This is a genomic window from Arenimonas alkanexedens, from assembly GCF_054781355.1.
In genome coordinates this window covers 46,510-71,537 of the sequence record NZ_BAAGUO010000005.1, presented here as the reverse complement: position 1 = coordinate 71,537, position 25,028 = coordinate 46,510, and the positions used below count along the sequence as shown (strand labels likewise).

The 25,028-nt window shown below is 66.9% G+C and carries 21 protein-coding genes; 8 read left to right on the top strand and 13 right to left on the bottom strand.

Annotated elements, in window-relative coordinates; genetic code table 11:
* Positions 1 to 147 precede the first annotated feature (147 nt).
* The 3 genes from ACYVGY_RS11250 to ACYVGY_RS11240 are packed head-to-tail and all read left to right on the top strand — an operon-like array spanning position 148 to position 7,819.
* Positions 148 to 1,263: an efflux RND transporter periplasmic adaptor subunit gene (locus ACYVGY_RS11250; protein ID WP_460457586.1), complete on the top strand. Its 1,116-nt coding sequence runs from the start codon at positions 148 to 150 to the stop codon at positions 1,261 to 1,263.
* Complete coding sequence (locus ACYVGY_RS11245; RefSeq protein ID WP_460457585.1) at positions 1,260 to 4,691, top strand: efflux RND transporter permease subunit; 3,432 nt, start codon at positions 1,260 to 1,262, stop codon at positions 4,689 to 4,691. The genes ACYVGY_RS11250 and ACYVGY_RS11245 overlap by 4 nt, the downstream gene beginning before the upstream one ends.
* Positions 4,688 to 7,819, top strand: a complete 3,132-nt coding sequence (locus tag ACYVGY_RS11240) for an efflux RND transporter permease subunit (protein ID WP_460457584.1) — start codon at positions 4,688 to 4,690, stop codon at positions 7,817 to 7,819. The genes ACYVGY_RS11245 and ACYVGY_RS11240 overlap by 4 nt, the downstream gene beginning before the upstream one ends.
* 33 nt (positions 7,820 to 7,852) lie before the next feature.
* Here the strand turns inward: ACYVGY_RS11240 and ACYVGY_RS11235 are convergent, their stop codons facing one another.
* The 7 genes from ACYVGY_RS11235 to ACYVGY_RS11205 form a co-directional block, all read right to left on the bottom strand.
* The gene (locus ACYVGY_RS11235) at positions 7,853 to 9,067 is read right to left on the bottom strand and encodes a TraB/GumN family protein (RefSeq protein ID WP_460457583.1); all 1,215 of its coding nucleotides are present in this window, start codon (positions 9,065 to 9,067) and stop codon (positions 7,853 to 7,855) included.
* On the bottom strand, positions 9,064 to 9,951 hold the full coding sequence (locus ACYVGY_RS11230) for a carbon-nitrogen hydrolase (protein ID WP_460457582.1): 888 nt from the start codon (positions 9,949 to 9,951) through the stop codon (positions 9,064 to 9,066). Before ACYVGY_RS11230 ends, ACYVGY_RS11235 begins: the two co-directional genes overlap by 4 nt.
* Positions 9,948 to 10,979, bottom strand: a complete 1,032-nt coding sequence (locus tag ACYVGY_RS11225; protein ID WP_460457581.1) for an agmatine deiminase family protein — start codon at positions 10,977 to 10,979, stop codon at positions 9,948 to 9,950. Before ACYVGY_RS11225 ends, ACYVGY_RS11230 begins: the two co-directional genes overlap by 4 nt.
* Before the next feature lie 6 nt (positions 10,980 to 10,985).
* Entirely contained in the window at positions 10,986 to 11,318 is a 333-nt protein-coding gene (locus tag ACYVGY_RS11220; RefSeq protein ID WP_460457580.1) for a hypothetical protein, read from the bottom strand.
* Between the two features lie 137 nt (positions 11,319 to 11,455).
* Positions 11,456 to 11,581 carry a type B 50S ribosomal protein L36 gene (ykgO, locus tag ACYVGY_RS11215; RefSeq protein WP_005913193.1) on the bottom strand — a complete coding sequence of 42 codons (126 nt, stop codon included), beginning with the start codon at positions 11,579 to 11,581 and terminating at the stop codon, positions 11,456 to 11,458.
* A 159-nt stretch (positions 11,582 to 11,740) separates the two neighbouring features.
* On the bottom strand, positions 11,741 to 12,367 hold the full coding sequence (locus ACYVGY_RS11210) for a TetR/AcrR family transcriptional regulator (RefSeq protein WP_460457579.1): 627 nt from the start codon (positions 12,365 to 12,367) through the stop codon (positions 11,741 to 11,743).
* 9 nt (positions 12,368 to 12,376) lie between these two features.
* Positions 12,377 to 12,634, bottom strand: a complete 258-nt coding sequence (locus ACYVGY_RS11205) for an acyl-CoA-binding protein (protein ID WP_460457578.1) — start codon at positions 12,632 to 12,634, stop codon at positions 12,377 to 12,379.
* Positions 12,635 to 12,783: 149 nt separating this feature from the next.
* Here ACYVGY_RS11205 and ACYVGY_RS11200 point away from each other — a divergent pair, with 149 nt between their 5' ends.
* On the top strand, positions 12,784 to 14,772 hold the full coding sequence (locus tag ACYVGY_RS11200; protein ID WP_460457577.1) for an SDR family oxidoreductase: 1,989 nt from the start codon (positions 12,784 to 12,786) through the stop codon (positions 14,770 to 14,772).
* 48 nt (positions 14,773 to 14,820) lie between these two features.
* Here the strand turns inward: ACYVGY_RS11200 and ACYVGY_RS11195 are convergent, their stop codons facing one another.
* Complete coding sequence (locus ACYVGY_RS11195) at positions 14,821 to 15,858, bottom strand: restriction endonuclease (protein ID WP_460457576.1); 1,038 nt, start codon at positions 15,856 to 15,858, stop codon at positions 14,821 to 14,823.
* Here ACYVGY_RS11195 and ACYVGY_RS11190 point away from each other — a divergent pair.
* Positions 15,779 to 16,039: a hypothetical protein gene (locus tag ACYVGY_RS11190; RefSeq protein WP_460457575.1), complete on the top strand. Its 261-nt coding sequence runs from the start codon at positions 15,779 to 15,781 to the stop codon at positions 16,037 to 16,039. The two genes, ACYVGY_RS11195 and ACYVGY_RS11190, sit on opposite strands and share 80 nt — an antisense overlap.
* Positions 16,040 to 16,045: 6 nt before the next feature.
* Here the strand turns inward: ACYVGY_RS11190 and ACYVGY_RS11185 are convergent, their stop codons facing one another.
* Positions 16,046 to 16,729, bottom strand: coding sequence for a phasin family protein (locus ACYVGY_RS11185; RefSeq protein WP_460457574.1), 684 nt, complete (start codon positions 16,727 to 16,729; stop codon positions 16,046 to 16,048).
* A 110-nt stretch (positions 16,730 to 16,839) separates the two neighbouring features.
* A complete protein-coding gene (locus tag ACYVGY_RS11180) occupies positions 16,840 to 18,099 on the bottom strand; it encodes a patatin-like phospholipase family protein (protein WP_460457573.1) in 1,260 nt (419 codons plus the stop codon).
* A gap of 112 nt (positions 18,100 to 18,211) precedes the next feature.
* Between ACYVGY_RS11180 and ACYVGY_RS11175 the strand changes: the two genes are divergently transcribed.
* Complete coding sequence (locus ACYVGY_RS11175; protein ID WP_460457572.1) at positions 18,212 to 18,982, top strand: FFLEELY motif protein; 771 nt, start codon at positions 18,212 to 18,214, stop codon at positions 18,980 to 18,982.
* On the opposite strand, the gene ACYVGY_RS11170 is transcribed toward ACYVGY_RS11175, so the two are convergent.
* Entirely contained in the window at positions 18,927 to 19,202 is a 276-nt protein-coding gene (locus ACYVGY_RS11170; RefSeq protein ID WP_460457571.1) for a polyhydroxyalkanoic acid system family protein, read from the bottom strand. The two genes, ACYVGY_RS11175 and ACYVGY_RS11170, sit on opposite strands and share 56 nt — an antisense overlap.
* 98 nt (positions 19,203 to 19,300) lie before the next feature.
* Here ACYVGY_RS11170 and ACYVGY_RS11165 point away from each other — a divergent pair, with 98 nt between their 5' ends.
* The gene (locus ACYVGY_RS11165; protein ID WP_460457570.1) at positions 19,301 to 20,170 is read left to right on the top strand and encodes an FHA domain-containing protein; all 870 of its coding nucleotides are present in this window, start codon (positions 19,301 to 19,303) and stop codon (positions 20,168 to 20,170) included.
* Here ACYVGY_RS11165 and ACYVGY_RS11160 read toward each other — a convergent pair.
* Together ACYVGY_RS11160 and msrP are read right to left on the bottom strand one after the other, a co-directional pair.
* Positions 20,146 to 20,766, bottom strand: a complete 621-nt coding sequence (locus ACYVGY_RS11160) for a protein-methionine-sulfoxide reductase heme-binding subunit MsrQ (RefSeq protein ID WP_460457569.1) — start codon at positions 20,764 to 20,766, stop codon at positions 20,146 to 20,148. The genes ACYVGY_RS11165 and ACYVGY_RS11160 overlap by 25 nt on opposite strands.
* A gap of 2 nt (positions 20,767 to 20,768) precedes the next feature.
* Positions 20,769 to 21,728 (bottom strand): protein-methionine-sulfoxide reductase catalytic subunit MsrP, encoded by a 960-nt coding sequence (gene msrP, locus ACYVGY_RS11155; protein ID WP_460457568.1) that lies wholly within the window; start codon positions 21,726 to 21,728, stop codon positions 20,769 to 20,771.
* A 79-nt stretch (positions 21,729 to 21,807) separates the two neighbouring features.
* On the opposite strand from msrP, the gene ACYVGY_RS11150 reads away from it, so the two are divergent.
* Complete coding sequence (locus tag ACYVGY_RS11150) at positions 21,808 to 24,999, top strand: PAS domain S-box protein (RefSeq protein WP_460457567.1); 3,192 nt, start codon at positions 21,808 to 21,810, stop codon at positions 24,997 to 24,999.
* Positions 25,000 to 25,028: the final 29 nt, after the last annotated feature.

Genomic DNA, 25,028 nt, shown 5'->3' with positions numbered 1-25,028 from the left:
CGCATCCCAAGCCAGACAGGGGGGGCGTCGCGACCTGGACATGTCACCGTCACTGGTGGGCATCCAGACTTCCGGCATATACAGGTCTTCACGCCCGTCCTGTACTGTTCTATTCAACTACAACACCTTGGCCAGAAGTCCCGTCCTATGATGATTTCCCGCAAGCCCCCACTGTCACGCATGGCCTCCGTACTGGCACTCGCCCTAATCCTCGCGGGCTGCGGGGGAGGTGACCCGGCCGGCGCGGACGGTAAGGCCGAGGACACGAAAGTTCCGGCGGTCCCGGTGGAGGTAGCGCTTGTGGGCAAGCAGGTGATCTCGGCCAGCTACAGCGGCACGGCCAGCCTGGAAGCCCCCGCCGAAGCCCAGGTCGTCGCCAAATCGTCCGGCGTGGTGCTGCAGGTGCTGGTGGAGGAGGGTGACCAGGTGAAGACCGGCCAGGTGCTGGCCCGCATCGACCCCGACCGCGCCAGGCTGGAAATGGAGCGTTCGCGCGCTACCGTACGCAAGCTCGAGAACAACTTCCGCCGCGCCCAGGAGCTGTTGGCGTCGAAGCTCGTCAGCGCCGAATCGGTCGAGCAGATTCGCTTCGACCTCGAGTCGGCCCGCGCCGGCTACCAGCTTTCCCAACTCGAGCTGTCCTACACCAACATCGTTGCTCCGATCGACGGCGTGGTCGCGCAGCGAATGATCAAGGTCGGCAACCTGATCGGCCTCAACGCGGCGGCGTTCCGCGTGGTTGATATTTCCCAGCTTGAAGGTGTGCTCAACGTGCCCGAACGCGAACTGGCCACCCTGCGTCCCGGCATGCCGCTGCGCATGGTGGTGGACGCGGTGCCAGGCGCCGTGTTCGAGGGTCGCGTGGATCGCGTCAGCCCGGTCGTTGATTCGGGCAGCGGTACGTTCCGCGTGGTCTGCGCCTTCGAAGGCGGCGGCACGCTGCGCCCCGGCATGTTCGGCCGCATCGAGGTGGTCTACGACGAGCGGGTGGATGCACTGACCATGCCGCGCGTTGCGCTGCTCGAAGATGAAGGCGAGCCCGCGGTGTTCGTGGTTCGGGACGGCAAGGCGGTGCGCGTGCCGGTCGAACTGGGCTACGTTAATGGCGAGGTCGCGGAAGTGCGTGCAGGCCTGGCGGAGGGCGATGCCGTCGTCACCGCCGGCAAGGTCGCCATTCGCGATGGTTCTGACGTGGAAGTCATCAACGCCGGCAGCAAGGGCGCGTCCAGCGAAGCCCCGGTAGCGCAGGCCGTCGTCGAATGAGTCTGGTCGAGTTTTCGACGCGGCGGCGGGTGACGGTGGCGATGGTCACCGTGACCTTCGTGATCTTTGGCCTGATCGCGCTGTTCGACCTGAAGGTCAACTTGCTGCCGGACCTGAGCTATCCGACCCTCACGGTCCGCACCGAGTACACCGGCGCGGCACCGATGGAGATCGAGACCCTGATCAGCGAGCCGGTGGAAGAGGCCGTGGGCGTGGTCAAGAACCTGCGCAAGCTGCGTTCGGTTTCGCGTACCGGGCAGAGCGATGTGGTGCTCGAGTTTGCCTGGGGTACCGATATGGACCAGGCCAGTCTGGAGGTGCGCGACAAACTCGAAATCCTGCGCCTGCCGCTGGAGGCCAGCCAGCCCGTGCTGCTGCGCTTCAATCCCTCCACCGAGCCGGTAATGCGGCTGGTGCTGGCCGCCACCGAGGCCACGCCCGGCAACGAGCAGGCAGAGCTGATGCGTCTGCGTCGCTATGCCGAAGAGGAACTCAAGAAGCGCCTTGAACCGGTGGCTGGCGTCGCCGCGGTGAAGGTCGCCGGCGGCCTCGAGGACGAGGTCCAGGTGCTGATTGACCAGGATCGTCTGGCCCAGCTCAATCTCGACATCAACACCGTCATCGAGCGCCTCCGGCTCGAGAACGTCAATATTTCCGGCGGCCGCATCGAGGAAGGCTCGCAGCGCTATCTGGTGCGTACGGTCAACCAGTTCACCGGCCTGGGCCAGATGCGCGAGCTGCTGGTCGCCAACGTCGGCGGCATCCCGGTCCGCTTGCGTGACGTGGCCGATGTGAGCCAGGGCTACAAGGAACGCGAGGCCATCATCCGGATGGGCGGTGGCGAGGCGGTGGAGCTGGCCATCTACAAGGAAGGCGATGCCAACACGGTCGCGGTGGCGGAGTCGATCAAGGGTGCGCTGGAGAGGCTTCGCAGCGATCTGCCGGGCGGGTCATCGCTGACCACCATCGAAGACCAGTCGGTATTCATCGAGGCCGCCTTGTCTGAGGTAAAGAAAGAAGCGCTGATGGGCGGCCTGTTCGCCATCCTGCTGATCTTCTTCTTCCTGCGCGATGGTTGGAGCACCTTCGTGATCGGGCTGTCGCTTCCGGTCTCGATCATCGCGACGTTCTTCTTCATGGGCCAGTTCGGCCTGAATCTCAACGTGATGTCGCTGGCGGGCCTGGCGTTGGCCACGGGCATGGTGGTGGACGATTCGATCGTGGTGCTGGAAAGCATCGCCAAGGCGCGTGAGCGCGGGCTGGGCGTGCTCGAGGCGGCCGTGGTCGGGACCCGGGAAGTCAGCATGGCAGTGGTGGCTTCGACGCTGACGACGGTGGCGGTGTTCTTCCCGCTGGTGTTCGTGCAGGGCGTCGCCGGCCAGCTGTTCAAGGATCAGGCGCTGACGGTATCGATCGCGCTGGTGATTTCGCTGGCGGTGTCGCTGACCTTGATTCCGATGCTGTCGGCGCTCAAGGCCAAGTCGCCGATGGCGTTCGCCGTCAGCCCGGAAGCCGAGGCCGACCAGCGGCCGGTCTGGCGGCAGGTGCTTGCCCAGGTGGAGGATTTCGCGAAGCTGCCGTTCCGGCGCATCGGCGCGGCCTACGCGCGCAGTCCGATGCGCGGCTACGGTGCCGGCCTGGCGGCCTTCCTGCTGTTCCCGGTCTGGCTGTTCTGCCTGAGCTTGCTGGTGCTGGCCATTCCGTTCGCGTTCGCACTGCCCTGGATCGTGTTTGCGGTGACCTGGCTGGTCGCCGCCCTGGCGCGCGCGCTGGCGGTGGGTGGTCGTGGCCTGGGCTGGGTCGGCGGCAAGCTGCTCAAGCCATATGACTGGGCCGAGTCCGGCTACCGTCGTCTGCTGCCGCGCGCGCTGACCAACCCGCTGCCGGTGCTGGGTGCCGCGGGCGTGACCTTCGTGCTGGCGCTGTTCGTGGCCTCGACCCTGGGCACCGACCTGATCCCGCAGTTCGCGCAGGATCGCTTCGAGATGACGGCCAAACTGCCGCCGGGCACCCAGCTCCGCGACACCGACGCCCTGGTGCGCCGGATCCAGCTTGCCCACGGTGAGGACGACGGCGTGCAGGCGCTTTATGGCGTCAGCGGCAGCGGCACCCGGCTCGATGCCAACCCGACCGAGTCGGGCGAGAACATCGCCAAGCTCACGGTCGTGATGGGCCAGGATTTCGGGCGTGAGGCCGAGGCCAGCCAGACCGAGCGCATGCGCACGACCATGGCGCAGTTCCCCGACGTCCAGGTGAAGTTCGGTCGCCCTGAATTGTTTAGCTTCTCCACCCCGCTCGAGATCGAGCTGCGTGGCCAGGACCTGGTAGACGTCGAGCGCGCCGGTCGCAAGCTGACCGCGATGCTGGAGGGCTCGGACAGCTTCGCCGATGTGAAATCAACGGTGGAGCAGGGCTTCCCGGAAATCCAGATCCGCTTCGACCAGGAGCGCGCCGCGGCGCTGGGCCTGACCAGCCGCCAGATCGCCGACCAGGTCGTGCGCAAGGTGCGCGGTGAAGTCGCCACGCGCTACAGCTTCCGCGATCGCAAGATCGATGTGCTGGTGCGCGCGCAGGAGACCGACCGTGAGTCGCTCGACAGCATCCGCAAGATCATCGTCAACCCGCAGAGTGATCGACCGGTGACCCTGGATTCCGTGGCCGAGGTCGTCGCCACGATTGGTCCCAGCGAAATCAACCGCGTTGACCAGGTCCGCGTCGCCATCGTCTCGGCCAACCTGCGCGATATTGACCTGGGTACCGCCGTGCAGCAGGTGCGCGACATGGTGGCCGCGGACCCGTTGGGTGCCGAGGTGCGCATGCATATCGGCGGCCAGGGCGAGGAGCTCGATGCCTCCATCAGCTCGCTGATCTTCGCGCTGTCGCTGGCGATCTTCCTGGTCTACCTGGTCATGGCGTCGCAGTTCGAATCGCTGCTGCATCCGTTCGTCATCATGTTCACCATTCCGCTGGCCATGGTTGGCGCGGTGATGGCGCTTTGGCTGAGCGGCTCGCCGGTGTCGGTGGTGGTGTTCATTGGCCTGATCCTGCTGGTGGGTATCGTGGTCAAGAACGCCATCATCCTGATCGACAAGGTCAATCAGCTTCGCGAGGAAGGGGTGGCCAAGGACGAGGCGATCATGCAGGGCGCTTATTCGCGCCTGCGCCCGATCATCATGACCACCGCCACCACGCTGTTCGGCTTCGCGCCGCTGGCCTTCTTCGGCGGTGAAGGAGCCGAAGTCCGCGCGCCGATGGCGATCACCGTCATCGGTGGCCTGGCGGTGTCCACGCTGTTGACCCTGGTGGTGATCCCGGTGGTGTACAAGCTGATGGATCGCAAGTCCGATGCGTCCTACCTCGAGCGCGGCCAGCGGGCGATTGCGCTCGACCGCCTGCGTGCGTCGTCGGCTCCGGGAGATGCGGCATGAGCCTGGCCGAACTGAGCCTGCGCCGGCCGGTCACGGCGGTGATGTTCTACGTCTCGCTCTTGGTGATCGGCCTGATCGCTGCGTTCCGGCTGCCGCTGGAACAGTTCCCCGACGTCAACGTGCCTTTCATCTTCGTGGATCTGCCGTATCCGGGCTCCACGCCAGAAGAAGTCGAACGCACCATCACCCGGCCGGCCGAAGAGGCGCTGGCGACCTTGACCGGCGTCAGCCGCATGCGTTCGACCAGCCGCCCCGACGGCGCGAGCGTGATGATGCAGTTCTCGGATTGGGACCGGGACATCGAGATCACCGCCAGCGAGGCGCGCGATCGCCTGGACGCGATTCGCGGCGAATTGCCCGACGACCTGCAGCGCTACTTCGTCTTCAAGTTCTCGCCCAGCGACCAGCCGGTAATGCGTATTCGCTTCGCCGGTGAGCGCGATTTCACCGGCGAATACACCCTGATCCAAAGCCAGTTCCAGCGACGACTGGAGCGTGTTCCTGGCGTGGCGCGAGTGGATATTTCCGGCGCGGCGGCGCCGGAGGTTGAAATCGCGATTTCGGCCGACCGGCTCAGCGCGCACGGACTGGGTCTCAATGAGCTGGCGGCCACGCTGCGTGCCGTCAACTTCTCGGTCTCGGCCGGACAGATCAACGAAGGCCGGCAGCGCCTGCGCGTCCAGCCCATCGGCGAAACCGCCAGCCTCGAGGAAATGCGCGAACTGGTGCTCAACGACCAGGGCCTGCGCCTGTCCGACGTTGCCACCGTGCGCCAGCGCCCGCAGGAGGTCGACTACGGCCGGCGACTGGATGGCCGCCCGGCGGTCGGCCTGGACGTTTTCCGCGAGCGCAACGCCAACCTGGTCGATGTCTCGCGCCTGGTCATGGCCGAGCTGGCCCTGATCCACGAGGATCCGCAGTTCCGGGACATCCAGCTCAACATCATTGACGACCAGGCGGTGGGCGTCACCAGCTCCATCAATGGGCTGATCGAGGCCGGCTTGATCGGCTCGCTGCTGTCGCTGTTGATCCTGTTCTATTTCCTTCGCCACTGGCCGTCGACGCTGATGGTGACCCTGGCGATCCCGATCTGCATCGTGATGACGCTGGGCGCGATGTATTTCTTCGGCATGACGCTCAACATCCTGTCGATGATGGGGCTGCTGATCGGCGTCGGCATGCTGGTGGACAATGCCGTGGTGGTGGTGGAAAGCATCTACCAGTATCGCGAGAAGTACCCCAACGACCCGATGCGCTGCGCCATCGAAGGCACCCGCAGCGTGCAGGTTGCGATCAGCGCCGGCACCCTGACCAGCATCATCGTGTTCATGCCGAACCTGTTCGGCGAGCGCAACTTCATTTCCATCTACCTGGGCCAGGTGGCGATGACGATCACCATCTCGCTGCTGGCCTCCTGGATCGTGGCGGTCAGCCTGATTCCGATGATCTCGGCGCGCCTGCGCACGCCGCCGGCCATCACCGCCGAGCATGGCTTCGTGCCGCGTTTGACCCGCGGCTACACCCGCCTGCTGCGCTGGCTGCTCGAGAATCGCGCCAAGGCCATCCTGTCGATGATGCTGCTGGTGCTGGTGAGCATGGTGCCGGTGGCGATGACCAAGATGGACTTCTTCAAGAACGACGTCGGGCGCCGGATCGAGCTCTACTTCGACTGGAAGGGCGCCTACAGCCTCGAGCAGGTATCGGAAGAGGTGCGGCGGGTCGAAGACTTCCTGGACGAAAACCGCGACAAGTACCAGATCAAACAGCTGTATTCCTGGTTCAGCGAGCGCGGCTGGGCCGGTATGCAGGTGACCCTGCAAGACCCGAATCCGAGTGTTCTCGACCGGATATTGCTGCGCAAGCAGGAGCCCGGCTTGATGTCGGCGGAGGAGGTGCAGGAAATGATCCGCAAGGACCTGCCCCATACCGCGCGCGCCGAAATCGGTTTCAACGGCGGTGACGGCGGCGGCGGGGGTGGCGGCGACGAGGGCATCCGGGTGTTCTTGCAGGGTGATTCCTCCGAGACGCTGGCGGAACTGGCCGACAACCTCTTGCCGATGCTGGCGCTGCGCGAGGAGTTCCGCGACGTCCGGGTAGACACGGGCGACGAGAACAGCGAGGTGCAGGTCAGCGTCAATCGGGATCGCGCCGCCGCCCTGGGCTTCAGTGCCCAGGAAGTGGCCAGCTACATCGGCATCGCCTTGCGCGGCACGCCGCTGCGCGAGTTCCGTTCCGGTGAGGCCGAGCTGCCGGTCTGGGTGCGTTTCGCCGGCTCCCAGGACTTCCGGGTCGAAGACATGGCGGGGCTGACGCTGCGCCGGGTAGACGGCACCAGCGTGCCGCTGCTGTCGGTGGTGGACGTGAACGTACGCAAGGGCGCCTCGCAGATCAGCCGCGAGAGCCGCCAGACCTCGCTGGCGGTGGAGGCCAACCTCGCCACGGGCGTCACCGTGCCCGACGCGCGCAAGGCGATGGAGGAAGTGCTGAGCACGGCGACCTTCCCGCCGGGCTACCGCTACAACTTCGGCGGGTCCTTCCAGCAGGACGACGAGGCCGGCCGGCAGATGATCTTCAACCTGCTGTTGGCGCTGGTGATGGTGTACCTGGTGATGGCGGCCGTGTTCGAGTCGATGCTGTTCCCGGCCGCGATCATCAGCTCGATCCTGTTCTCGGCGCTGGGCGTGTTCTGGCTGTTCGCCTTCACCGGGACCACCTTCACCATCATGGCCTTCATCGGCTGCCTGGTGCTGATGGGCGTGGTGGTGAACAACGGCATCGTGCTGTTCGAGCACATCAATGCCCAGCGACGCAGCGGCCTGGCTCGTACCGACGCCCTGGTCCACGGCTGCCGGGAGCGCCTGCGCCCGATCCTGATGACCACCTGCACCACGGTGCTGGCGATGCTGCCGCTTTGCATGGGCGGCACCCAGTTGGCGGGCGACGGTCCGGCGTATTACCCGATGGCGCGCGCGATCGCCGGCGGCCTGGTGTTCTCGACCATCGTCAGCCTGCTGTTCCTGCCGACCATCTATGCCGTGATGGACGATATGCGCGAGTGGACCTCGGCCACGCTGCGCCGGGCCACCCGGCGTGCGCCCCTGGCCGGGCTGGCCTCTCCGCAGAAATGAGTTACGGGCCCGGGCCTCCGGGCCCGGGCAGCATCAGCCAAGCTTGCCGATGATGTAGGCGCCAGCGACCCAGACACCGATGGCGGTGCCGAAGCTGGTCAGGAAGAAGTTCACCAGCACCCGCGCTACCCGGTTGCGCCACCAGCCCGAAAGCTTGCCGGTGTCGTCGCGCAGGCGCAGGAAGTCGGCGTAGGTCGGTTTGCGCACCCAGGCCTCGACCAGGGCACTGACGTTGCCCGAAGCCAGCGCCGGATGCAGCGGCGTCAGCGGCGAGGCAATGAAGGCCGCCACCACACTCAGCGGATGGCCACCGGCGGCGATGCAGCCCAGTGCGCCACCCACGCCGGTGATCAGCGCCCATTGCAGCACCAGTTCGCCGCCGAGCTCAGCGCCGCCCTGCCAATAGCCCCAGGCGAAGCCGCCGAACAGGAAGACCACCAATACGATGGTGAACCAGGGAATGGAGCTGCCGCTGGGCACGGTGTCGAGTTCAGCCAGCAGCGGCGCCGGCGGGTCCAGGCCGGCGCGCAGATGCGATTCGAGACCCTGGAGATGGCCGGCACCGACCACGGCCAGCACCTCGCGCGCGCCCTCGGCCCCGACCTGGCGCAGGCGGTGCGCCATGTAGGCGTCACGTTCCGCGATCACGGCGCGATAAAGCGGCGGGCTGCTGGCGGCGAATTCGCCGAAGCTCGATTCCAGGTAGTCGCCCTGCTTGAGCTTCTCGATCTCGCTGGCTTCGACTTCGTCCTCGGCCAGCAGGCTGGCACCGAGGCCAGCAATCAGCTTGGTGCGGCCCCAGAAGCCCAGGCCCGCGAAGGCGCGCTTGAGCGTGGTGCCGACGTCGCGGTCGATCAGCGAAAGCCGCAGGCCGCGAGACTCGGCGCCCTGGGCGGCGGCCTTGAGTTCGGCGCCGGGTTCGACCCCCAGCTGTTCGGCCAGGCGCCGCTGGTAAGCGGCCAGGGCCAGGTTGCCGGCGACGAGGCCGGTCTTGCCCTCGCGCAGGATCTGGAACAGGTCCAGCTTCGACAGCGCGTCCGGGTCGGTCATGGCGCGATGACGCTGCGCGTCGAGTTCTACGGCGATGGTGTCGTAGCGACCGGTCGCCAGGGCGGCCTCGACCGCATCGACGCTGGCGCGCGACACATGCGCGGTGCCCAGCAGGGTGTAGCGCACGCCGTCGCGTTCGACGATGGCATGCGGTTGATCATGCAGACCGTCGTAGCCGGCCTCGGTGGAGATGTTCAATCGCGATACCGCCTCAGTAGGTCTTGGTAGGCATCAATGCGGCGGTCGCGCAGGAAGGGCCAGATGCGGCGCACCTGCTCGCTGCGGCCCAGGTCAACCTCGGCCACCAGGATCTCGGCGTCGTCGTTGCCGGCCTCGGCGATGAACTCGCCCTGCGGACCCAGCACGTGACTCGAACCCCAGAACCGGATGCCCGAGGCGCCGATCGGCGAGGGCTCGTGGCCAATGCGGTTGCAGCTCAGCACCGGCAGGCCGTTGGCCACGGCATGGCCGCGGTGGCTGAGCAGCCAGGCGCCGCGCTGGCGGTCTTTTTCGTCCTGCACGTCGTCCGGGTCCCAGCCGATGGCGGTGGGGTAGAGCAGCAGGTCGGCACCGGCCAGCGCCATCAGGCGCGCGGCCTCCGGGTACCACTGGTCCCAGCACACCAGAACGCCCAGTCGGCCAACCGACGTGTTGATCGGCTCGAAGCCCAGATCGCCCGGCGTGAAATAGAACTTCTCGTAAAAGCCCGGGTCGTCGGGGATGTGCATCTTGCGGTACTTGCCGGCGATCGAGCCGTCGGTTTCGAAGACGACGGCGGTGTTGTGGTACAGCCCGGCCGCGCGGCGCTCGAACAGCGACGACACCAGCACCACGCCATGCTTCCTGGCCAGCTTGCCCAGGCGCTCGGTGCTGGGGCCGGGAATGGCCTCGGCGCGGTCGAACTCGTCGGTGGACTCGTGCTGGCAGAAGTAGGCGCCGTTGTGCAGTTCCTGCAGCAGCACGAGCTTGGCGCCGCGGCCAGCGGCCTCGGCCACGCGGGTTTCGATGTTGGCGAGGTTCGCCTCGACGCTGCCGTGGTCGCGGTCCTGCACCAGGGCAACGGTCAATGATTTCGTGCTCATGCCAGCAGGCCTTCGGGAAGTTGCATCGTGACGCAGTGCAGGCTGCCGTTCTGCCAGATCAGCGGGCGGCAGTCGATCTGGACGATCTCGCGGCCCGGGAAAGCCTTCGCCAGCACCGCGGCGGCGGCCGTATCCGCGGCATCGCCATAGGCCGGCATCAGCACCGCGCCGTTGATGATCAGGAAATTGGCGTAGGAGGCGGCCAGGCGCCGGCCCTCGTCAAGGACGGGGCGTGCCCAGGGCAGCGGGAACAGGCGGTAGGGCTTTCCGTCGGCCTGGCGCAGCGCGGCGATCTCGGCGGCCATGGCCTGCAGCGGCGCGTAGTGGCTGTCGGACTCGTCGTCGCAGGCCTGGTACACGATCGCACCCGGCCCGGCGAAGCGGGCGAGGGTGTCGATGTGGGCGTCGGTGTCGTCGCCCTCCAGGTAGCCGTGGTGCAGCCAGAGCGTCCGGGACTGCGCCAGGGACTTCTCAAGCGTTGCGGTGATTTCGGCCCGCGACTTGTCCGGGTGCCGCTCGTGCAGGCAGGTCCAGGTGCTGAGCAAGGTGCCGGCGCCGTCGGTCTCGATGCCGCCGCCCTCGAGCGCGAACTCGATGCGCTGGTGCCTGGACGGCGCCAGCAGCCCCGAGCCATGAAGCTTGGCGACCAGCTGGTCGTCCAGCCCGGCCTCGAACTTGCCGCCCCAGGCCGTGAAATGGAAATCGAGCAGCCGGAAACCTTCACCTTCGCGCAGGGTGATCGGCCCGGAGTCGCGCAGCCAGGTGTCGTCATAGGGAACGACAAAGAAACGCACCCGCGCCATGTCCGCGCCGGCCACCTGGATAAGTGCCGTGGCGCGCGCCCGCAGCTCGTCATCGGCGACGCATACCAGGGCCGGCTGGAAGCGCGTGATGGCGGTGACCAGGGCGACGTAGGTGGCCTCGACGCCCTCCAGCCGTGCCGCCCAGTCGGTGCCGTCATGCGGCCATGCGAGAAGAACGGCGGATTGGGGCTCCCATTCCGCCGGGAAGTTCAGGGTATTGGGCATGGGGACTTACTGGACGGGCTTGGGGCCGGCCTCGGTGGCGCTCGCCTTCTTGGCGACGGCATCGACCACGTGGCTGTGCTCGAAGTACACCGAGTAGCCCGGGTAGTCCCAGCGCGTGATCGGCGGGTTGTGCGCGCGATCGCCGGGGCCGGCGATGGCGCCGTGCTTGAGCTGCGGGGCGCCGAACTTGGCTTCGACCTGGGTCATGGTCTGGCCGCGGGCGGGCAGGGACTGGCTGGACTCGGCCTGGACGCGCTCAACCAGCAGGGTGTCGGCTTGGGCGGGTGACTGCAGCAGCAGGCCAGCGGTCAGGGCGAGGGAAAGGGTCAGGGCCTTCATGGTCCACCTCCACGGTCGTCGGGATGACGGGTAGGCCGGGGATCATCGCAAAACGCGCGCGGCGGCGCCATGTCCCGGGCCGGAAAACGAAAACGCCGGCTTTCGCCGGCGCTTCGATCAACCCTGGCGGCCTGCGCTTAGCGCTGGCGGGCCTTGAAACGCGGGTTGGACTTGCAGATCACGAAGACCTTGCCACGACGACGCACGACCTTGCAGTCGCGATGGCGGGTCTTCGCCGACTTCAGGGACGAGAGCACTTTCATGGCAATTCCTTGGAATGAGATTGGGGCGATAAAGAAGCGGGAGTATAGCCCAGCCCAAAACAGCTTGCAATACAAGCCGTTGCCCCCTGTAGGAGGGCCTTCAGGCCCGAAGCGCTTGGCGGAGCGCTTCGGGCCTGAAGGCCCTCCTACAAGGGCCGTTTATTGCAGGTAGGCCTGGGTCAGCGTGTTCAGGTGCACGCGCTCGGCGTCGCGCAGCAGCGGTGACAGCAGCATCATCACTTGCACGATGCCGCTGCGGATGGCCTCGTCCTCGTCCTTGTCGCCCCGGACGCTGGCGTAGTTCATCCAGAAGGTGGCGATGACCAGGATGTTGGTGGCCGTGGCTTCGACCTCGGCCGCGGATGCCCGCATCACCCCCGCCTGGACCAGGCCCTTCATGCCCGAGGAGGCGCCGTCGGCGGCCCGTTTCAGGATCCGGCCGAAGCGCAGGCGCAGGCGTCGGTTGCGACTCAGGATGTCGACCAGGTCCCGGTACAGGAATCGGTATTCCCAGATGCACTCGAACACCAGGTGCAGCTGCAGCCAGATGTCTTCCAGGTCCCGCAGGCGGCTGTCGGGCGACACCAAGGCGGTATCCATGCGCTCTTCATAGCGCTGGAACAGCTGCTCGATGATGTCGTCCTTGTTGCGGAAGTGGTAGTAGAGGTTGCCGGGGCTGATCTCGAGCTCGTCGGCGATGTGGTTGGTCGTGACGTTCGGTTCGCCCTGCAGGTTGAACATGCGCAGAGAGGTGTCGAGGATCCGCTGGCGGGTCTGGCGTGCCATGGGGCGGCCTCAGCCGCGCAGCTTCTTCACGAGGTCGACGTATTTCTTCATCGCATCCTCGGGCGGGGTGCCGGCCAGCTTCTCCCACGACTCGTACTTGGCGGTGCCCACGAAGTCGAAAAAGCCGGGCTTGGGGCCGCTGACATCACCTTCCGAACCCTGCTTGTAGAGGCCATAGAGCCTGAGCATGGTGTCGTTGTCGGGCCGGTCGGCCAGGTTCATTACTTCCTGCGCGGCTTTCTGGAACTGATCTTTCAGGTCTGCCATGACTAGATCCCCGGGTTTGACCCCGGGTGATATCACGGCCTCCGGAGACGGTCAACGCGATGTTTGCCGCAGCGCGGGCGGTCTGGCAAGTTAGACGCAGGGAGGCCGTCCATTACGGGCGGTCCACGCGAACAGGGCAGGGAGAGGACATGAGCTATTTCGTCACCGGCGCCACCGGCTTCATCGGGCGCTATCTGGTCAGCAACCTGCTCAAGCGTAAGGGCAGCGTCCATGTCCTGGTTCGCAAGGGTTCGGAGAAGAAGCTCGAAGCCATCGCCGTAAAAATGGGCTGGGACCGCAAGCGCATCGTGCCGGTGCCCGGTGATCTGTCCAAGCCCAAGCTGGGCTTGAGCGCAGCGCAGGTCAAGGCGCTGTCCGGCAAGGTCCAGCATTTCTTCCATCTCGCCGCCATCTACGACCTCTCGGCCGATGCCGAGTCGCAGCAGGTGGCCAATATTGATGGCACCCGTCACGCCATCGGGCTGGCCGCCGCCATCAAGGCCGGCTGCTTCCACCACACCAGTTCAATCGCCGCCGCCGGCCTGTACCCGGGCGTGTTCCGCGAAGACATGTTCGAAGAGGCCGAGGGGCTCAAGGATCCCTACCTGCGCACCAAGCACGAGTCCGAGGGCATCGTGCGCAAGGAGTGCAAGGTGCCGTTCCGCATCTATCGCCCGTCCATGGTCATCGGCCATTCCAAGACCGGCGAGATGGACAAGGTGGACGGACCCTACTACCTGTTCACCCTGATCAAGAAGATGCGCCAGACCCTGCCGCAGTGGGTGCCGACGCTGGGTATCGAGGGCGGCCGCATCAACGTGGTGCCGGTGGATTTCGTCGCCGATGCCATGGACTACATCGCGCACAAGAAGGGACTCGACGGCCAGTGCTTCCACCTGGTCGATCCGGACCCGATGCGCTTTGGCGAGCTGATGAACACCTTCTGCCGCGCCGCCCACGCCCCGGAAATGACCATGCGCCTGGACGCGCGCATGCTGGCCGTGGTGCCGGGCGCGGTGCGCAGCGCAGTCACCAACCTGCCGCCGATCAAACGCTTCACCAGCATGCTGCTGCGCGACCTGAAGCTGCCGCCGGCCACGCTCTCGTTCATTACCTATCCGACCCGCTTCGACACCCGCGTGGTCGAGCGCGCGCTCAAGGGCAGCAAGATCAGCGTGCCTGAGCTGGAAGGCTATGCCTGGCGCATCTGGGACTTCTGGGAGCGCCATCTCGATCCCGACCTGTTCGTCGACCGCACGCTGCGCGGCCACGTGGCGAACAAGGTGGTGGTGATCACCGGTGGTTCTTCGGGCATCGGCCGGGCGTCGGCCCTGAAGGTGGCGGAGGCGGGCGCCAAGGTCATCATCGTCGCCCGCGGCGAGGAGGAGCTGTTCAAGACCCGGGACGAGATCATCGCTGCCGGCGGCAAGTGCTGGGCTTACACCTGCGACCTGACCGACCTGGTCAGCTGCGACGCGCTGGTCAAGACCGTGCTTGACGAGCACAAGGTCGTGGACGTGCTGGTGAACAATGCCGGTCGTTCAATCCGTCGTTCGGTCGAGGCCAGCTACGATCGTTTCCACGACTACGAACGCACCATGCAGCTGAACTACTTTGGCTGCCTGCGCCTGATCATGGGCTTCCTGCCGGTGATGACCCAGCGCCGCAAAGGTCACGTGATCAACATCAGCTCGATCGGCGTACTGGCGAGCTCGGCGCGGTTCTCGGCCTACGTCGCGTCGAAGGCGGCATTGGATGCGTTCAGCCGCTGTGCCCAGGCCGAGTTCAGCGGCAAGAACATCGCGTTCACCACCGTCAATATGCCGTTGGTGAAAACCCCGATGATCGCGCCCACCAAGATGTACGACTCGATGCCGACCCTGACCCCGGAAGAGGCGGCCGACCTGGTGGTCAAGGCGATCATCGAGCGGCCCAGCCGCGTCGCCACCCGCATGGGCATCTTCGCCGCCACGCTCAATGCCGTGGCGCCCAAGGCCTACGAAGTGATCATGAATACGGCCTTCGAAATGTTCCCGGATTCAGCCGCCGCCAAGGGCGACCGCAAGGCGCTTAAAGACGAGAAGCCCACCAACGAGCAAGTGGCGTTCGCGGCGCTGATGCGCGGCGTGCACTGGTAATTGCAGCCCGCCTTCCCCGCCCTCGGGTGGGGAAGGCGGTGACGGTGCCTACTGGCACTGCTTCCAGCGCACCGGCACCGTGGAACCCTGCGGCGGCTCGAGCTGAAGGCGGGTGTAGCGAAGCTCTTCGTATTCGACCAGGATCGCGCAGGTCTCGTTGACCACGCCGGTGTCGATGCCGTCCTCGCGCACGAGGCTTATCAGCAGGGTCGACTGGGTTGACCAGCTGGCGCGATTGACCTGTTCAAGGTCGGCCACCCGGCTCGCCGCCTGGCGCCGACGCAGGGCGCGGGCCTCGTCGGTAAGTTGCGCGACGGCCGCGAGCTCCTTGATGGCGGCGCTGGCTTGGCGGGATGCGTCGTCCTCGAATTCCGGCGCGGCGGCGGGCCCCGGGACGGCCGCCGTCGCTGCGGCAGGCGCCGCCGGAGCCTGCGCCGGTGCGGGCTGACCGGCGGGCGCGGCGACCTGGGATGCGGACGACGTGTCGTCGGCGCCGAACTGGCCCAGCCCGAACACGATGACGCCCAATATCAGGCTGCTCAGCAGGCCGATCTGCTGGCCACGCCGGATGCCCGCCGCGGCCTGTTGCCGGATGTCTTCGACCAGGCTGGCCGGCGCAAAGGGTTCGACCTGCGGCCACAGGCTGCGGCCGTCGATCAGGTCAACGCCATAGCGGCGGGCCAGATCGCGTGCGAAGCCTTCGGCGCTGCCCAGCGTGACCAGGATGCCGGTGTTGGCACCCTGCAGCTGCACGCCATTGGCGAAATCCCGGACATTGGCCTCGCCCAGGCGATAGGCGGTGCCGTGCTTATAGCCCAGCAGGCAGCGTTCGCCATCTTTCACCAGCAGGAACTCGGCGCCGCCGTCGCCCGGCTGGCGGCTGGACGGCAGTTCCGTATAGCCCTTTTCGGCCATGGCCTGAAGCACCAGGCCGGCGCATTCGCGCCACTTCATCCCGGCCAGGGCGCTTACGCCGGCGGTGTTCTCGGCCAAGCGGCGGCGATGGATGCCAAACCACCAGGTGCTGACCAGCAGCGCGGCAACGGTAGCGCCAACGGCGGCGATCCAGGGGCTGACACCAAACATCCGGCGACTCCGATCTCAACAGGCGGGGTGCCAGAGGATAACGCGGAAAGTCGTGTCCCCAGGCCCCCAAAAGGAAAAGGCCCGGCGTTGGCCGGGCCTTTTTCTGGTTTGGAAGCTGTCCGCCAGCCAGAAGTCGCAAGGGGAGAGAGCGAACGACCTTAATCCTGGCTGGCGGACATGAACTGGCTTACTCGGCCTGCGGCGCCTCGGGCTTGGGCGCCTTCGGCAGCGCCGGCTTGCGGACGGCCTTGGCCTTGCGGGCCGCGGGCTTGGTCTTGCGGGCGGTGGTCTTGGCGGCCGGCTTGGCTTTGCGTGCTGCCGGCTTGGCGGCCTTGCGGACGGTCTTCTTGGCCGCGGCCTTTTTCGCCTTGGCCGGCTTGTTCGCCTTGGCCGGCTTGCTGGCCTTGGCGCGCGTGCCGGCGGCACCGGTCTTACCGAGCTTGCGAAGTTCCTTGTTCAGTTCGTTCACGCGGGCGTTGAGCTCGGTGAGGTCCTCGCGGGCCGGCACGCCCAGGCGGTTCAGCGCGCGCTGCACGCGGGTCTCGAACACGGTCTCGAGGCGGTCCCAGGTGTCGACGGCGCGTTCGCGCACGACGCCCACGCGGTCCTCGACCGCATCACGCACCGCGTCAACGCGGCCAGTGGCGAGCTTGCGCGTGGTCTTCTCGATGGTCATGCCTTCCTTGACCAGGGCTTCGAACAGCTTCGAACCCTCGCCCTGGGCGCGGGTGAACGCGCCGACGCCTGCCATCCAGATCTGCTGGGCCGAATCAACGATCGAGCGCGACATCTGCTCGGCTTTCGCCTGCAGGTCGGCGTGGGACTTCGGGGCGGCCTTCTTGGCACGCACGCTCTTCTTGAGTTTGGCCATCGCGCTGGAACTCCGTTCTGAAAGGGGCTGGGCAAGCTGCCCGAGTCCCACCAATTTGCGCTGCGTGTCTAGAGCATTCACACCACTGCGCGCGTCGCGACGCGCACGGTTCAGCGTCGGCGCGCGGCGGCGACGCGGCGGCGCGGCTGTCGAGCCTTGACGATAGCCTCGACGTCGTCGAGTGCGACCCGCAGGCGTGCCGTGGTGTCGGTGGGCCGCGTCGTGATGCCCAGCCCATCCATGATCGAGGCGCGCGGGTCGTCCAGCACCTCGGGCCGCAGGCGCAGGCCGTGGCGGGCCAGCACCGGCGTCAGCTGCTCACGGCGCCGGCGCAGGTCGGACAGCGTTGAATGGAAGGCGTGTTCGCAGACCCGCTGGCGCGACGAATAGCTGAAAACGTTGGTGTAGAACATCTCGCCATCGTCCTCGTTCGGCTCGAACACGACCTGGTCGGTGTCCGGATACTGCTGGGCATATTTTGCCAGCCCCACCTGCATGCGCGACTGCAGGATAGTGCGGAAGGTCTGCGACAGCACTACCGGCAGACCGCCCTGGGCCAGCTTGTCCATGCCTTCGGGCGGGCGCCCGCCGCGGCTGGCGTTGAAGGGGACGAAGGGGTTGATGCCCAGCATCAGGTCGATGCCGTGGTCGAGCACCACCGAGGCATGCATGGTCCGACGCAAGGCGCCGTCCACGAAGTGATGGCCGCGGATGTCCACCGGCGAATACAGGCCGGGCAGGGCGGCGCTGGCCTGTACCGCGCGCGAGATGGTGACATCGTCCCAGCCGGGGCTGCCGAAGCGCACGGCCTCGCCGCTGTCGAGATCGACGGCCACGACGTAAAGTTTGGCCGCCAGATCCCGGAAGTCGTTGCTGCGGCCGCGGATGGTGAAGACTTCCCGCAGGAAGGTCTCGATGCCGCGGTTGTCGAAGAGCCCGGTCGGAACCACGCTGCCAAAGCGGCTGACGAGCTCGCTGAAGTGAGAGCCGGTCGGGTCGGTGATGATGTCCTTCCACCAGTCGAAGGCCAGGCGGGGCAGGGCTGCCGCCCGGCGCGCGTACTCCCGGAAGGCCGGACGCAGGAACATCTCGGGCCGGAACTTGACTTGGTCACTGTCGCCGGTGATGAAGATGCGGCACATCTCGGCGGTGTCGAGCCGGTTGGCCAGGCCCGCGGCCAGGAACGCACCCGAACTCACGCCTACGTAGACCTCGAGTTTGGTCAGGTCCAGCCCTTCAATAGCCACATCCAGCGCGCGCAGGGCGCCGAGTTCGTACATGCCGCCGATGGGTCCGCCGCCGGCAATGGCCAGGCCGATTCGGCCCTCGCTGATTTGGCGACGCTTTCGGGCGGGCTGCAGAACTAGCATGCTAGGGGGGAACTCCAAACCAAGGCGCGGCGATTGTAGCCCGCCCCAGACCCCGGACAAGCGTGAGCCATCGCAATTCCTTCACAGGCCGTCACCGGCCACGGCAGCCCACATGAGCACAACGCCACTGCGCCAGCGACTGGCCACGCGCCTGGCCTGGCAGCGCGCTGTGCACGATCCGGTGCGCGACCCGCGCAATCGGCTTGCGACGCTGCCGCTGTTGCGCAGCTGGCAAACGCGCCGGCTGACGGACAGTTTCGAGGATTTTCTTGCCAATCCGCGCATGCGGCCGGCGGCCGAGTTCTTCCTCAGCGACCTTTACGGCGAGCGCGATTTCTCGGCTCGCGACCGCGACGTGGCGCGGATCATGCCGCTGATGTCGCGCCTGCTTCCCGATTCGCTGCTCGAGGCGGCTGCCGATGCGATCGGCCTGGCCGTGCTCAGCCACGCCTTCGACCTGCGCATGGCCGAGCAGCTGGCGCGCCGCAAGGCGCCAGCGGCACCGATCACCTTGGCCGACTACGGGCTGGCCTACCGAGCCGTGGGACTGCCGCGACTGCGGCGGCGGCAGATCGAGCTGATCCTTGGCGTGGGCTGGACGCTGGACGCCTCGGTGCACCAGCGCGGCGTCTTCAAGCTGCTGCGCGCGTCGCGGCTACCGGCGCGGGCGGCGGGGCTGTCGGAGCTGCAGGGCTTTCTGGAGCGCGGCTTTGGCGCCTTCGAGGCGCTGGACGGGGCGGGTGAGTTCCTGGAGGCGATCGGCCATCGTGAGCGTCAGGGCTCGTTCCGCCTGTTCGCCGGCGACCCTGATCCGTTCGCAACCGGACCTAGCCAAACTCCTCGTCGAGGTAGCGCTGGATCTCGCGCTCGATCGGGCCCTTGATGGCTCCCAGAAGGAAGCCGAGCGTGGCGGTGACGTGGACGTCCTTGGAGCCCACGGCGATGTGGCCATCCACGCCTCCCCGCGAGAACTCCATGGTGTCGCCGTTCCAGCCGTATTCGACGTCGAATTTCTCGGCGATGTGTTCGGCGACGCGCTCGATGGCGGCGCGGGCTTCTTTCAGTGGCCGCGCATGGCTGCGGCGAATATCAATATTGGACATGGTGCCCTCCTCGGCGACCTATTCTGCTTTGCTTTGTCGTATCCACCAAGGGTGTGGCGGTGCTCGGCCATGCTAGATTCGCCGCCGGAGGCCCCTGGATGCAGCTGACATTTCCCAACGGTGAGCACGAGAACGTAGCCCTTCGGGGGGAAGTGATCGTGGGCAGCCGTGCCGGCAGCCGGGTTTGCCTGCCTGATTCGAGCCTCGCCCCCCACCACGCCAGCTTCCTGCGCGATCGCCGTGGGCTGTGGCTGCGCGTGCCCGCCGGCGTGCCCGGGGTCCATCTCAATGCGCGGCCGGTCAAGCGCCTGGCCCAGCTTCGGCCCGGCGACCTGGTGTGCCTGGACCAGCTGCGGGTGGTCGTGCGCGCCGACGACGAGCCCGCGATCGAGCGCCGTATTCCCAGCGTCCAGTCGGGCCCGATGAGCGACGCCCAGCGGGTGGCTGCCGCCCGCGTGGTGCTTCGCGGCCTGTCCGGCCCGCACTTCGGCCGCAGCTACACCCTGACCGAGCCTCGCCTGATCGGCCGTTCGGCCTCGGCCGACATCCGGATCGAGGATGCCGGCGTCGCCGAGCGCCATGCGGTGGTCGAACTGCACGGCGACCGGGTCGTGCTGCGTGCCTTGGGCAATGACGCGAGCCAGCTCAACGGGGTTTCGGTGCGTGACGCGGTGCTGTCGCCCGGCGACCAGCTGGTGATCGACCAGCATCGCTTCCAGCTCGAGGCGCCCGGCCTGCCGCTGCGCGGCCGGATGGATGCGGCCAAGCCCGTCGCCAGCACCCACACCCAGACGCTCAAGGCGGTGCGGGTACCGGTGGCCCGTGACCCGGAGCCGGCGGCCGATGCCGCGACGCCGGAGCTGCCGCGTAAAGACCCTGGCGCGCTGTGGTGGCTGATCGCCGCCGCCACCGTGCTGGCGGCGGCCCTTACCGCGCTTTTGGTCTACGCGCCGCGCGCGGGCGCCTGAGCGACCCGGCGGCGCAGCCGCCACCAGACGCGTGCGCCCAGCAGGATGAATAGGATGCCCGCGTAAATCAGCGGCTCGCGCAAATCGGACTTCACCAGCCACAGGAAATGCAGCACGGCCAATACACCCACCGCGTAGACGAGCTTGTGCAGCTGGGCCCAGCGCCGGCCCAGGCGCCGCATCCAGCCCTTGGTGGACGTCAGCGCCAGCGGCAGCAGCAGCAGCCAGGCTGCGAAGCCGACCGTGATGTAGGGACGCTTGATGATGTCCTCGAATATCTGGGTCCAGAACCCGCCCAGGTCCAGCACCAGGAAAACCGTCAGGTGCAGGCAGGCGTAGAAGAAGGCGTAAAGGCCGACCAGGCGCCGGAACCGGATGGGCCAGGCTTGCCCGGTCAAGCGCCGCAGCGGTGTAAGCGCCAGGCCCAGCAGCAGCAGGCGCAGCGCCCAGTCGCCGGTGGCGTGGGTCAGCGCCGCGACCGGGTCCGCGCCCAGGCTATCGGTGAGCACGCCGCGGACCAGCAGCGCCAGCGGCAGCAGGGCCAGCGCATGCGCCAGCGCCTTGATTCCCACCCAAGGCCAAGGGATCCCGCGCACGCCTAGAACCACTTGCGCAGGTCCATTCCCGAATAGAGGCTGGCGACCTGATCGCCGTAGCCGTTGAAGGGCAGGGTTGCGATGCGCTCGGCGAAGAGCTTGCTGGCGGTACCGGCGATCCGGCGCTCGCTGCGCTGGCTCCATCGCGGGTGGTCAACGTCCGGGTTTACGTTCGAATAGAAACCGTATTCCTCGGGCTGGAGCTGATTCCAGCTGGTCGGCGGCATGGTCTCGGTGAAGTCGATGCGGATGATCGACTTGATGCTCTTGAAGCCGTACTTCCAGGGCACGACCAGCCGCAGCGGGGCACCGTTCTGGTTCGGCAGTGGCCGGCCGTACATGCCCGTCGCCAGCAGCGCCAGCGGATGCATGGCTTCGTCCATGCGCAGGCCCTCGCGGTAGGGCCAGTCAATCGAGGGATAGCTCAGGCCGGGCATCTGCCGCGGGTCGGCCAGGGTGGTGAAGGCGACGTACTTGGCGCGCGAATTGGGCTTGAAGTGCTTGAGCACCTCGCCCAGCGGCAGGCCTTGCCAGGGAATGACCATGGACCAGCCTTCGACGCAGCGCAGGCGGTAGGTCCGGTCCTGACCGGCGGTGATCTTGAGGATTTCTTCGAGCGGGAACGTGCCGGTGATCTCGGCTTCGCCGCCGACGACCACCGACCAGGGCGCCGGTTCGAGCGAACCGGCGTTCCGAACCGGATCGGACTTGCCGGTGCCGAACTCATAGAAATTGTTGTAGCTGGTCGCGTCCTCGAAGCGGGTGAGTTCCTCGCCGCCCGCGGCGGCCGGACCTGGCGCTGCCGGTGCGGCCATATCCGCGTCCTCTTCAGCACCGGCGCAGCCAGCCAGGGCCAGCAGCGGGCTGGCCAGGCCCAGGCCCATGAGTTGGCGGCGGGCGCGATAGACCGGTTCCGGCGTCACTTGGGACGAGGCCACGTCGGAAGGCAGGATGATCTTCACGTAGGGGTCTCCGGCGGGGCCCGTCCGGGCCGGTTTCGATAGCTATACTCTTTCAAGTAGACAGCCAGCGGGGAAAAGGATGCGTCTTATCGACGCGTTTGCAGTATCGGAAAGTGCCGTAGCCATCATGCGTGCCGCGGACGGCGAGTTCCTGGCGGTTAACGACACATTCGAGCGTATCACTGGCTACCGTCGCGAGCAGGTGACAGGTCGCTTGCCGGTTGAGGTGGGACTGTGGCCGGAACCCGGTTTCCGGGCGCGGGTCTGGAGCCTGCTGCGCGGCAATCGCCGGGTCAGCGCGCTGCCCGTGCGCCTGGCCTGCGCCGATGGCCAGGCGCGCCCGGGCCGACTCTCGATTGAATACGCCACCGAGGCCGGTGAAGCGGTGCTGTTCTGCGTATTCAGTCTGCTGGCTGAGGCCACCCCGGTCCAGGACACGGTGCCTGACCACGCGCTGTATCGCTCGCTGTACCTGGCTGCCTCCGAAGGCCTTTACCGGAGCCTGCCAAACGGCGGCTTCCTGGACGTGAACCCGGCCATGGCGCGCCTGCTCGGCTATGACTCGCCGCGACAGCTGCTGGATGAACTCTCGCGCGCCTCCGACCATGTTTACGCCGATCCGGCCCAGGGCCAGCTGGCCCGGCAGCATCTGATGGCCGGCGGACGGCTGGAGCGCCAGCGCTTCCGCGTGCACCGCCGCGACGGTCAGATCATCTGGGTCAGCGAGAACGCCCGCGCCATTCGGGACGACGGCGGCACCGTGCGATTCTTCGAGGGCTCCCTGATCGACATTACGTCCCAGGTCGAGGCTGAACTGGCGTTGCAACAATCACAGACCCTCTACCAGGTGCTGGTGGAGAACAGCCGCGACGGCGTGTTCCTGATTCAGCGCGGCGTGATCATGTTCGCGAACGCTGCGATGGAGCGGATCCTGGGTTTCTCCCCGGGCGAGCTGCAGGGCCGGGAGTACATGACGCTCGTTGACCCGGTTGACCGCCAGACACAAGCCGGGCGTCGCGCTGAACGCGAGGCCGGTTCGCGTAGCCCGCAGGTCTACGAAATCCAGCTGCGGCGCAAGTCGGGGGAATGCATCCTGTGCGAGGTGCGCGCCGATGCCGTCGAGTACCAGGGCGACATCGCGTCCACCGGCACCCTGCGTGACGTCACCGACGAGCGTCGCCGCCAATCGGCAATCGCCGAGGCCGAGCAGCGCTACCGCGAGCTGTTCGAAAGCTCGCCGGCCGGCCTGTTCCGCACGGGTCTCGATGGCCTGATCATGGAGGTCAACCCGGTGATGGCCGGCATCCTGGGCTACGAAAGCGCGGCCCAGTTCAAGGCCCTGGTGCCCGACATGAGTGGGGTCTACGTCGCGCCCGAGGAGCGCGCCGGCCTGGTCGCCCGTGCGCTGCGCGACGGCGCCTTCAGCCACCATGAAACGCGCGTTTTCACCCGCGACGGTGGCCAGAAATGGGTCAGTGCGAGCGTCATGCTGATCCGCGATGGCGCCGGTAGGCCGGCGCATTTCACCGGATCGGTGCTCGACATCGACCAGCGGCACGAAATGCAGCAGGCGCTGCAGCGTTCGGAAAGCCAGTACCGCACCCTGGTCGAACACAGCCAGGTCGGTGTCTTCATCATGCGCGACGAGGTCTACACCTACGCCAACCAGGCGCTGACTTCGATGCTTGGCTACGCGGACGGCGCCCTGGAAGGGCGCAACTACCGCGAGATCATGGCGCCCGAGTCGGTCCCGCACTCCGAGCTTCGCGACCAGCAGCGGCGAGAGGGGCAGGTCGTACCCCCTGATTTTGAAACCTGCCTGCTGCATCTCGACGGTCGGAAAGTGCATGTTCAGGTCAGTATCGGCGCCGTGACGCTCGATGGCGCCGGGCACCTCACCGGCACCGTGCTCGATATCACCCGCCAGCGCGAAGCCGAGCAGCGCCTGCGCTTCCATGCGACCCATGATCCGCTGACCGGGCTGCCCAACCGGATTCTCTTCAACCAGCGGCTGGCCGAAGTCATGCGGCAGGCCGGCTTGGCCGATGACCGGCGCCGGCGCCGCTATGCGGTGCTGTTCCTGGATCTGGACGGCTTCAAGTGGGTCAACGACAGCCTGGGCCACGGTGCCGGCGACAGCCTGCTGTGCGAGATCGCGCGCCGGCTGGAAGATGGCCTGCTAGAGGACGTGTTGATCGCGCGTTACGGCGGCGACGAATTCACCCTGCTGCCTGACGGTGACTGCGACCACGACCGGGCGGTAAGCATCGCCCGACGCGTGCTGCGTTTGTTCGAGCAACCCTTCGATATTGGCGGTCAGATGGTGTTCTCGGCCGCCAGCCTGGGCATCGTGATCGGCGGCAACGACTATGTCTTGCCCGACCAGGTGCTGCGCGACGCGGACACCGCGATGTACCGCGCCAAGGCCGCGGGAAAGTCCGGTTACGTGATCTTCGACGAAGGCATGCACGAGGAGGCGCTGGCCCGGCTGCAGTTGGAAACCGACTTCCGGCTGGCGATCGAGCGCAGCGAATTCGTATTGCATTACCAGCCGATCGTGGCGCTGGCCGGCGGCCAACTGGTGGGCGCCGAGGCGCTCGTGCGCTGGCAGCACCCGGTCCGCGGGCTGCTGCCGCCGGCCGAATTCCTGGGTATTGCCGAGGAAACCGGCCTGATCGTCGACCTGGACGCCTGGGCCTTGCGCGAGGCCTGCCGCCAGCTCGGCGACTGGCACCGTCGCTACCCCGATCGGGGCAAGCTGAGCATGAACGTGAACGTCGACGAGCGGCAGATGACCTCGCCCGAGATCGTTGAGGAGGTGTTCCGGCTGCTTCAGGAACACCAGCTGCCGCCCGCCTCGCTGCGCCTGGAGGTGACCGAGACCGCGTTCCGCGCCGGCCGCGGCCAGGCCGAGGAGCGCCTGCTGTCGCTCAAGGCTTTGGGCGTGGGCCTGGTGGTGGACGACTTCGGCACCGGCTATTCCTCGCTGGAGTCCTTTGCCGCCTCGCCCTTCGATGCCCTGAAGATGGACCAGGTGTTCATCCGCGATATCGAGACCAATCGCCGGCACCGCGCCATCGTCCGCACCATCACCGGGTTCGCCGACGAACTGGGCCTGGCGCTGACCGCCGAAGGCATCGAAACCGAGGGCCAGCGGGCGCTGCTGGAATCGGTGGGCTGCCAGTTCGGGCAGGGCTATCTGTTCTCGCGTGCGCTGCCGCCGGAACAGTTCGAGCAAAAGCTCTTGGCCGGCACCCGCAGGGTCGGCTGAGCGGCTTCCGAGGCGCGGTTTTGCCGTGC

Bases quoted from the DNA above. Each gene is read 5' to 3' on its own strand.
- ykgO (WP_005913193.1), bottom strand. From the start codon at position 11,581: ATGAAAGTGCTCTCGTCCCTGAAGTCGGCGAAGACCCGCCATCGCGAC.
- ACYVGY_RS11225 (WP_460457581.1), bottom strand. From the start codon at position 10,979: ATGCCCAATACCCTGAACTTCCCGGCGGAATGGGAGCCCCAATCCGCC.
- ACYVGY_RS11170 (WP_460457571.1), bottom strand. From the start codon at position 19,202: ATGTCCAATATTGATATTCGCCGCAGCCATGCGCGGCCACTGAAAGAA.
- ACYVGY_RS11190 (WP_460457575.1), top strand. From the start codon at position 15,779: ATGCCAAACCACCAGGTGCTGACCAGCAGCGCGGCAACGGTAGCGCCA.
- ACYVGY_RS11195 (WP_460457576.1), bottom strand. From the start codon at position 15,858: ATGTTTGGTGTCAGCCCCTGGATCGCCGCCGTTGGCGCTACCGTTGCC.
- ACYVGY_RS11250 (WP_460457586.1), top strand. From the start codon at position 148: ATGATGATTTCCCGCAAGCCCCCACTGTCACGCATGGCCTCCGTACTG.
- ACYVGY_RS11180 (WP_460457573.1), bottom strand. From the start codon at position 18,099: ATGCTAGTTCTGCAGCCCGCCCGAAAGCGTCGCCAAATCAGCGAGGGC.
- ACYVGY_RS11165 (WP_460457570.1), top strand. From the start codon at position 19,301: ATGCAGCTGACATTTCCCAACGGTGAGCACGAGAACGTAGCCCTTCGG.
- ACYVGY_RS11185 (WP_460457574.1), bottom strand. From the start codon at position 16,729: ATGGCCAAACTCAAGAAGAGCGTGCGTGCCAAGAAGGCCGCCCCGAAG.
- ACYVGY_RS11205 (WP_460457578.1), bottom strand. From the start codon at position 12,634: ATGGCAGACCTGAAAGATCAGTTCCAGAAAGCCGCGCAGGAAGTAATG.
- ACYVGY_RS11200 (WP_460457577.1), top strand. From the start codon at position 12,784: ATGAGCTATTTCGTCACCGGCGCCACCGGCTTCATCGGGCGCTATCTG.
- ACYVGY_RS11230 (WP_460457582.1), bottom strand. From the start codon at position 9,951: ATGAGCACGAAATCATTGACCGTTGCCCTGGTGCAGGACCGCGACCAC.
- ACYVGY_RS11210 (WP_460457579.1), bottom strand. From the start codon at position 12,367: ATGGCACGCCAGACCCGCCAGCGGATCCTCGACACCTCTCTGCGCATG.
- ACYVGY_RS11150 (WP_460457567.1), top strand. From the start codon at position 21,808: ATGCGTCTTATCGACGCGTTTGCAGTATCGGAAAGTGCCGTAGCCATC.
- ACYVGY_RS11175 (WP_460457572.1), top strand. From the start codon at position 18,212: ATGAGCACAACGCCACTGCGCCAGCGACTGGCCACGCGCCTGGCCTGG.
- ACYVGY_RS11245 (WP_460457585.1), top strand. From the start codon at position 1,260: ATGAGTCTGGTCGAGTTTTCGACGCGGCGGCGGGTGACGGTGGCGATG.
- ACYVGY_RS11240 (WP_460457584.1), top strand. From the start codon at position 4,688: ATGAGCCTGGCCGAACTGAGCCTGCGCCGGCCGGTCACGGCGGTGATG.
- ACYVGY_RS11220 (WP_460457580.1), bottom strand. From the start codon at position 11,318: ATGAAGGCCCTGACCCTTTCCCTCGCCCTGACCGCTGGCCTGCTGCTG.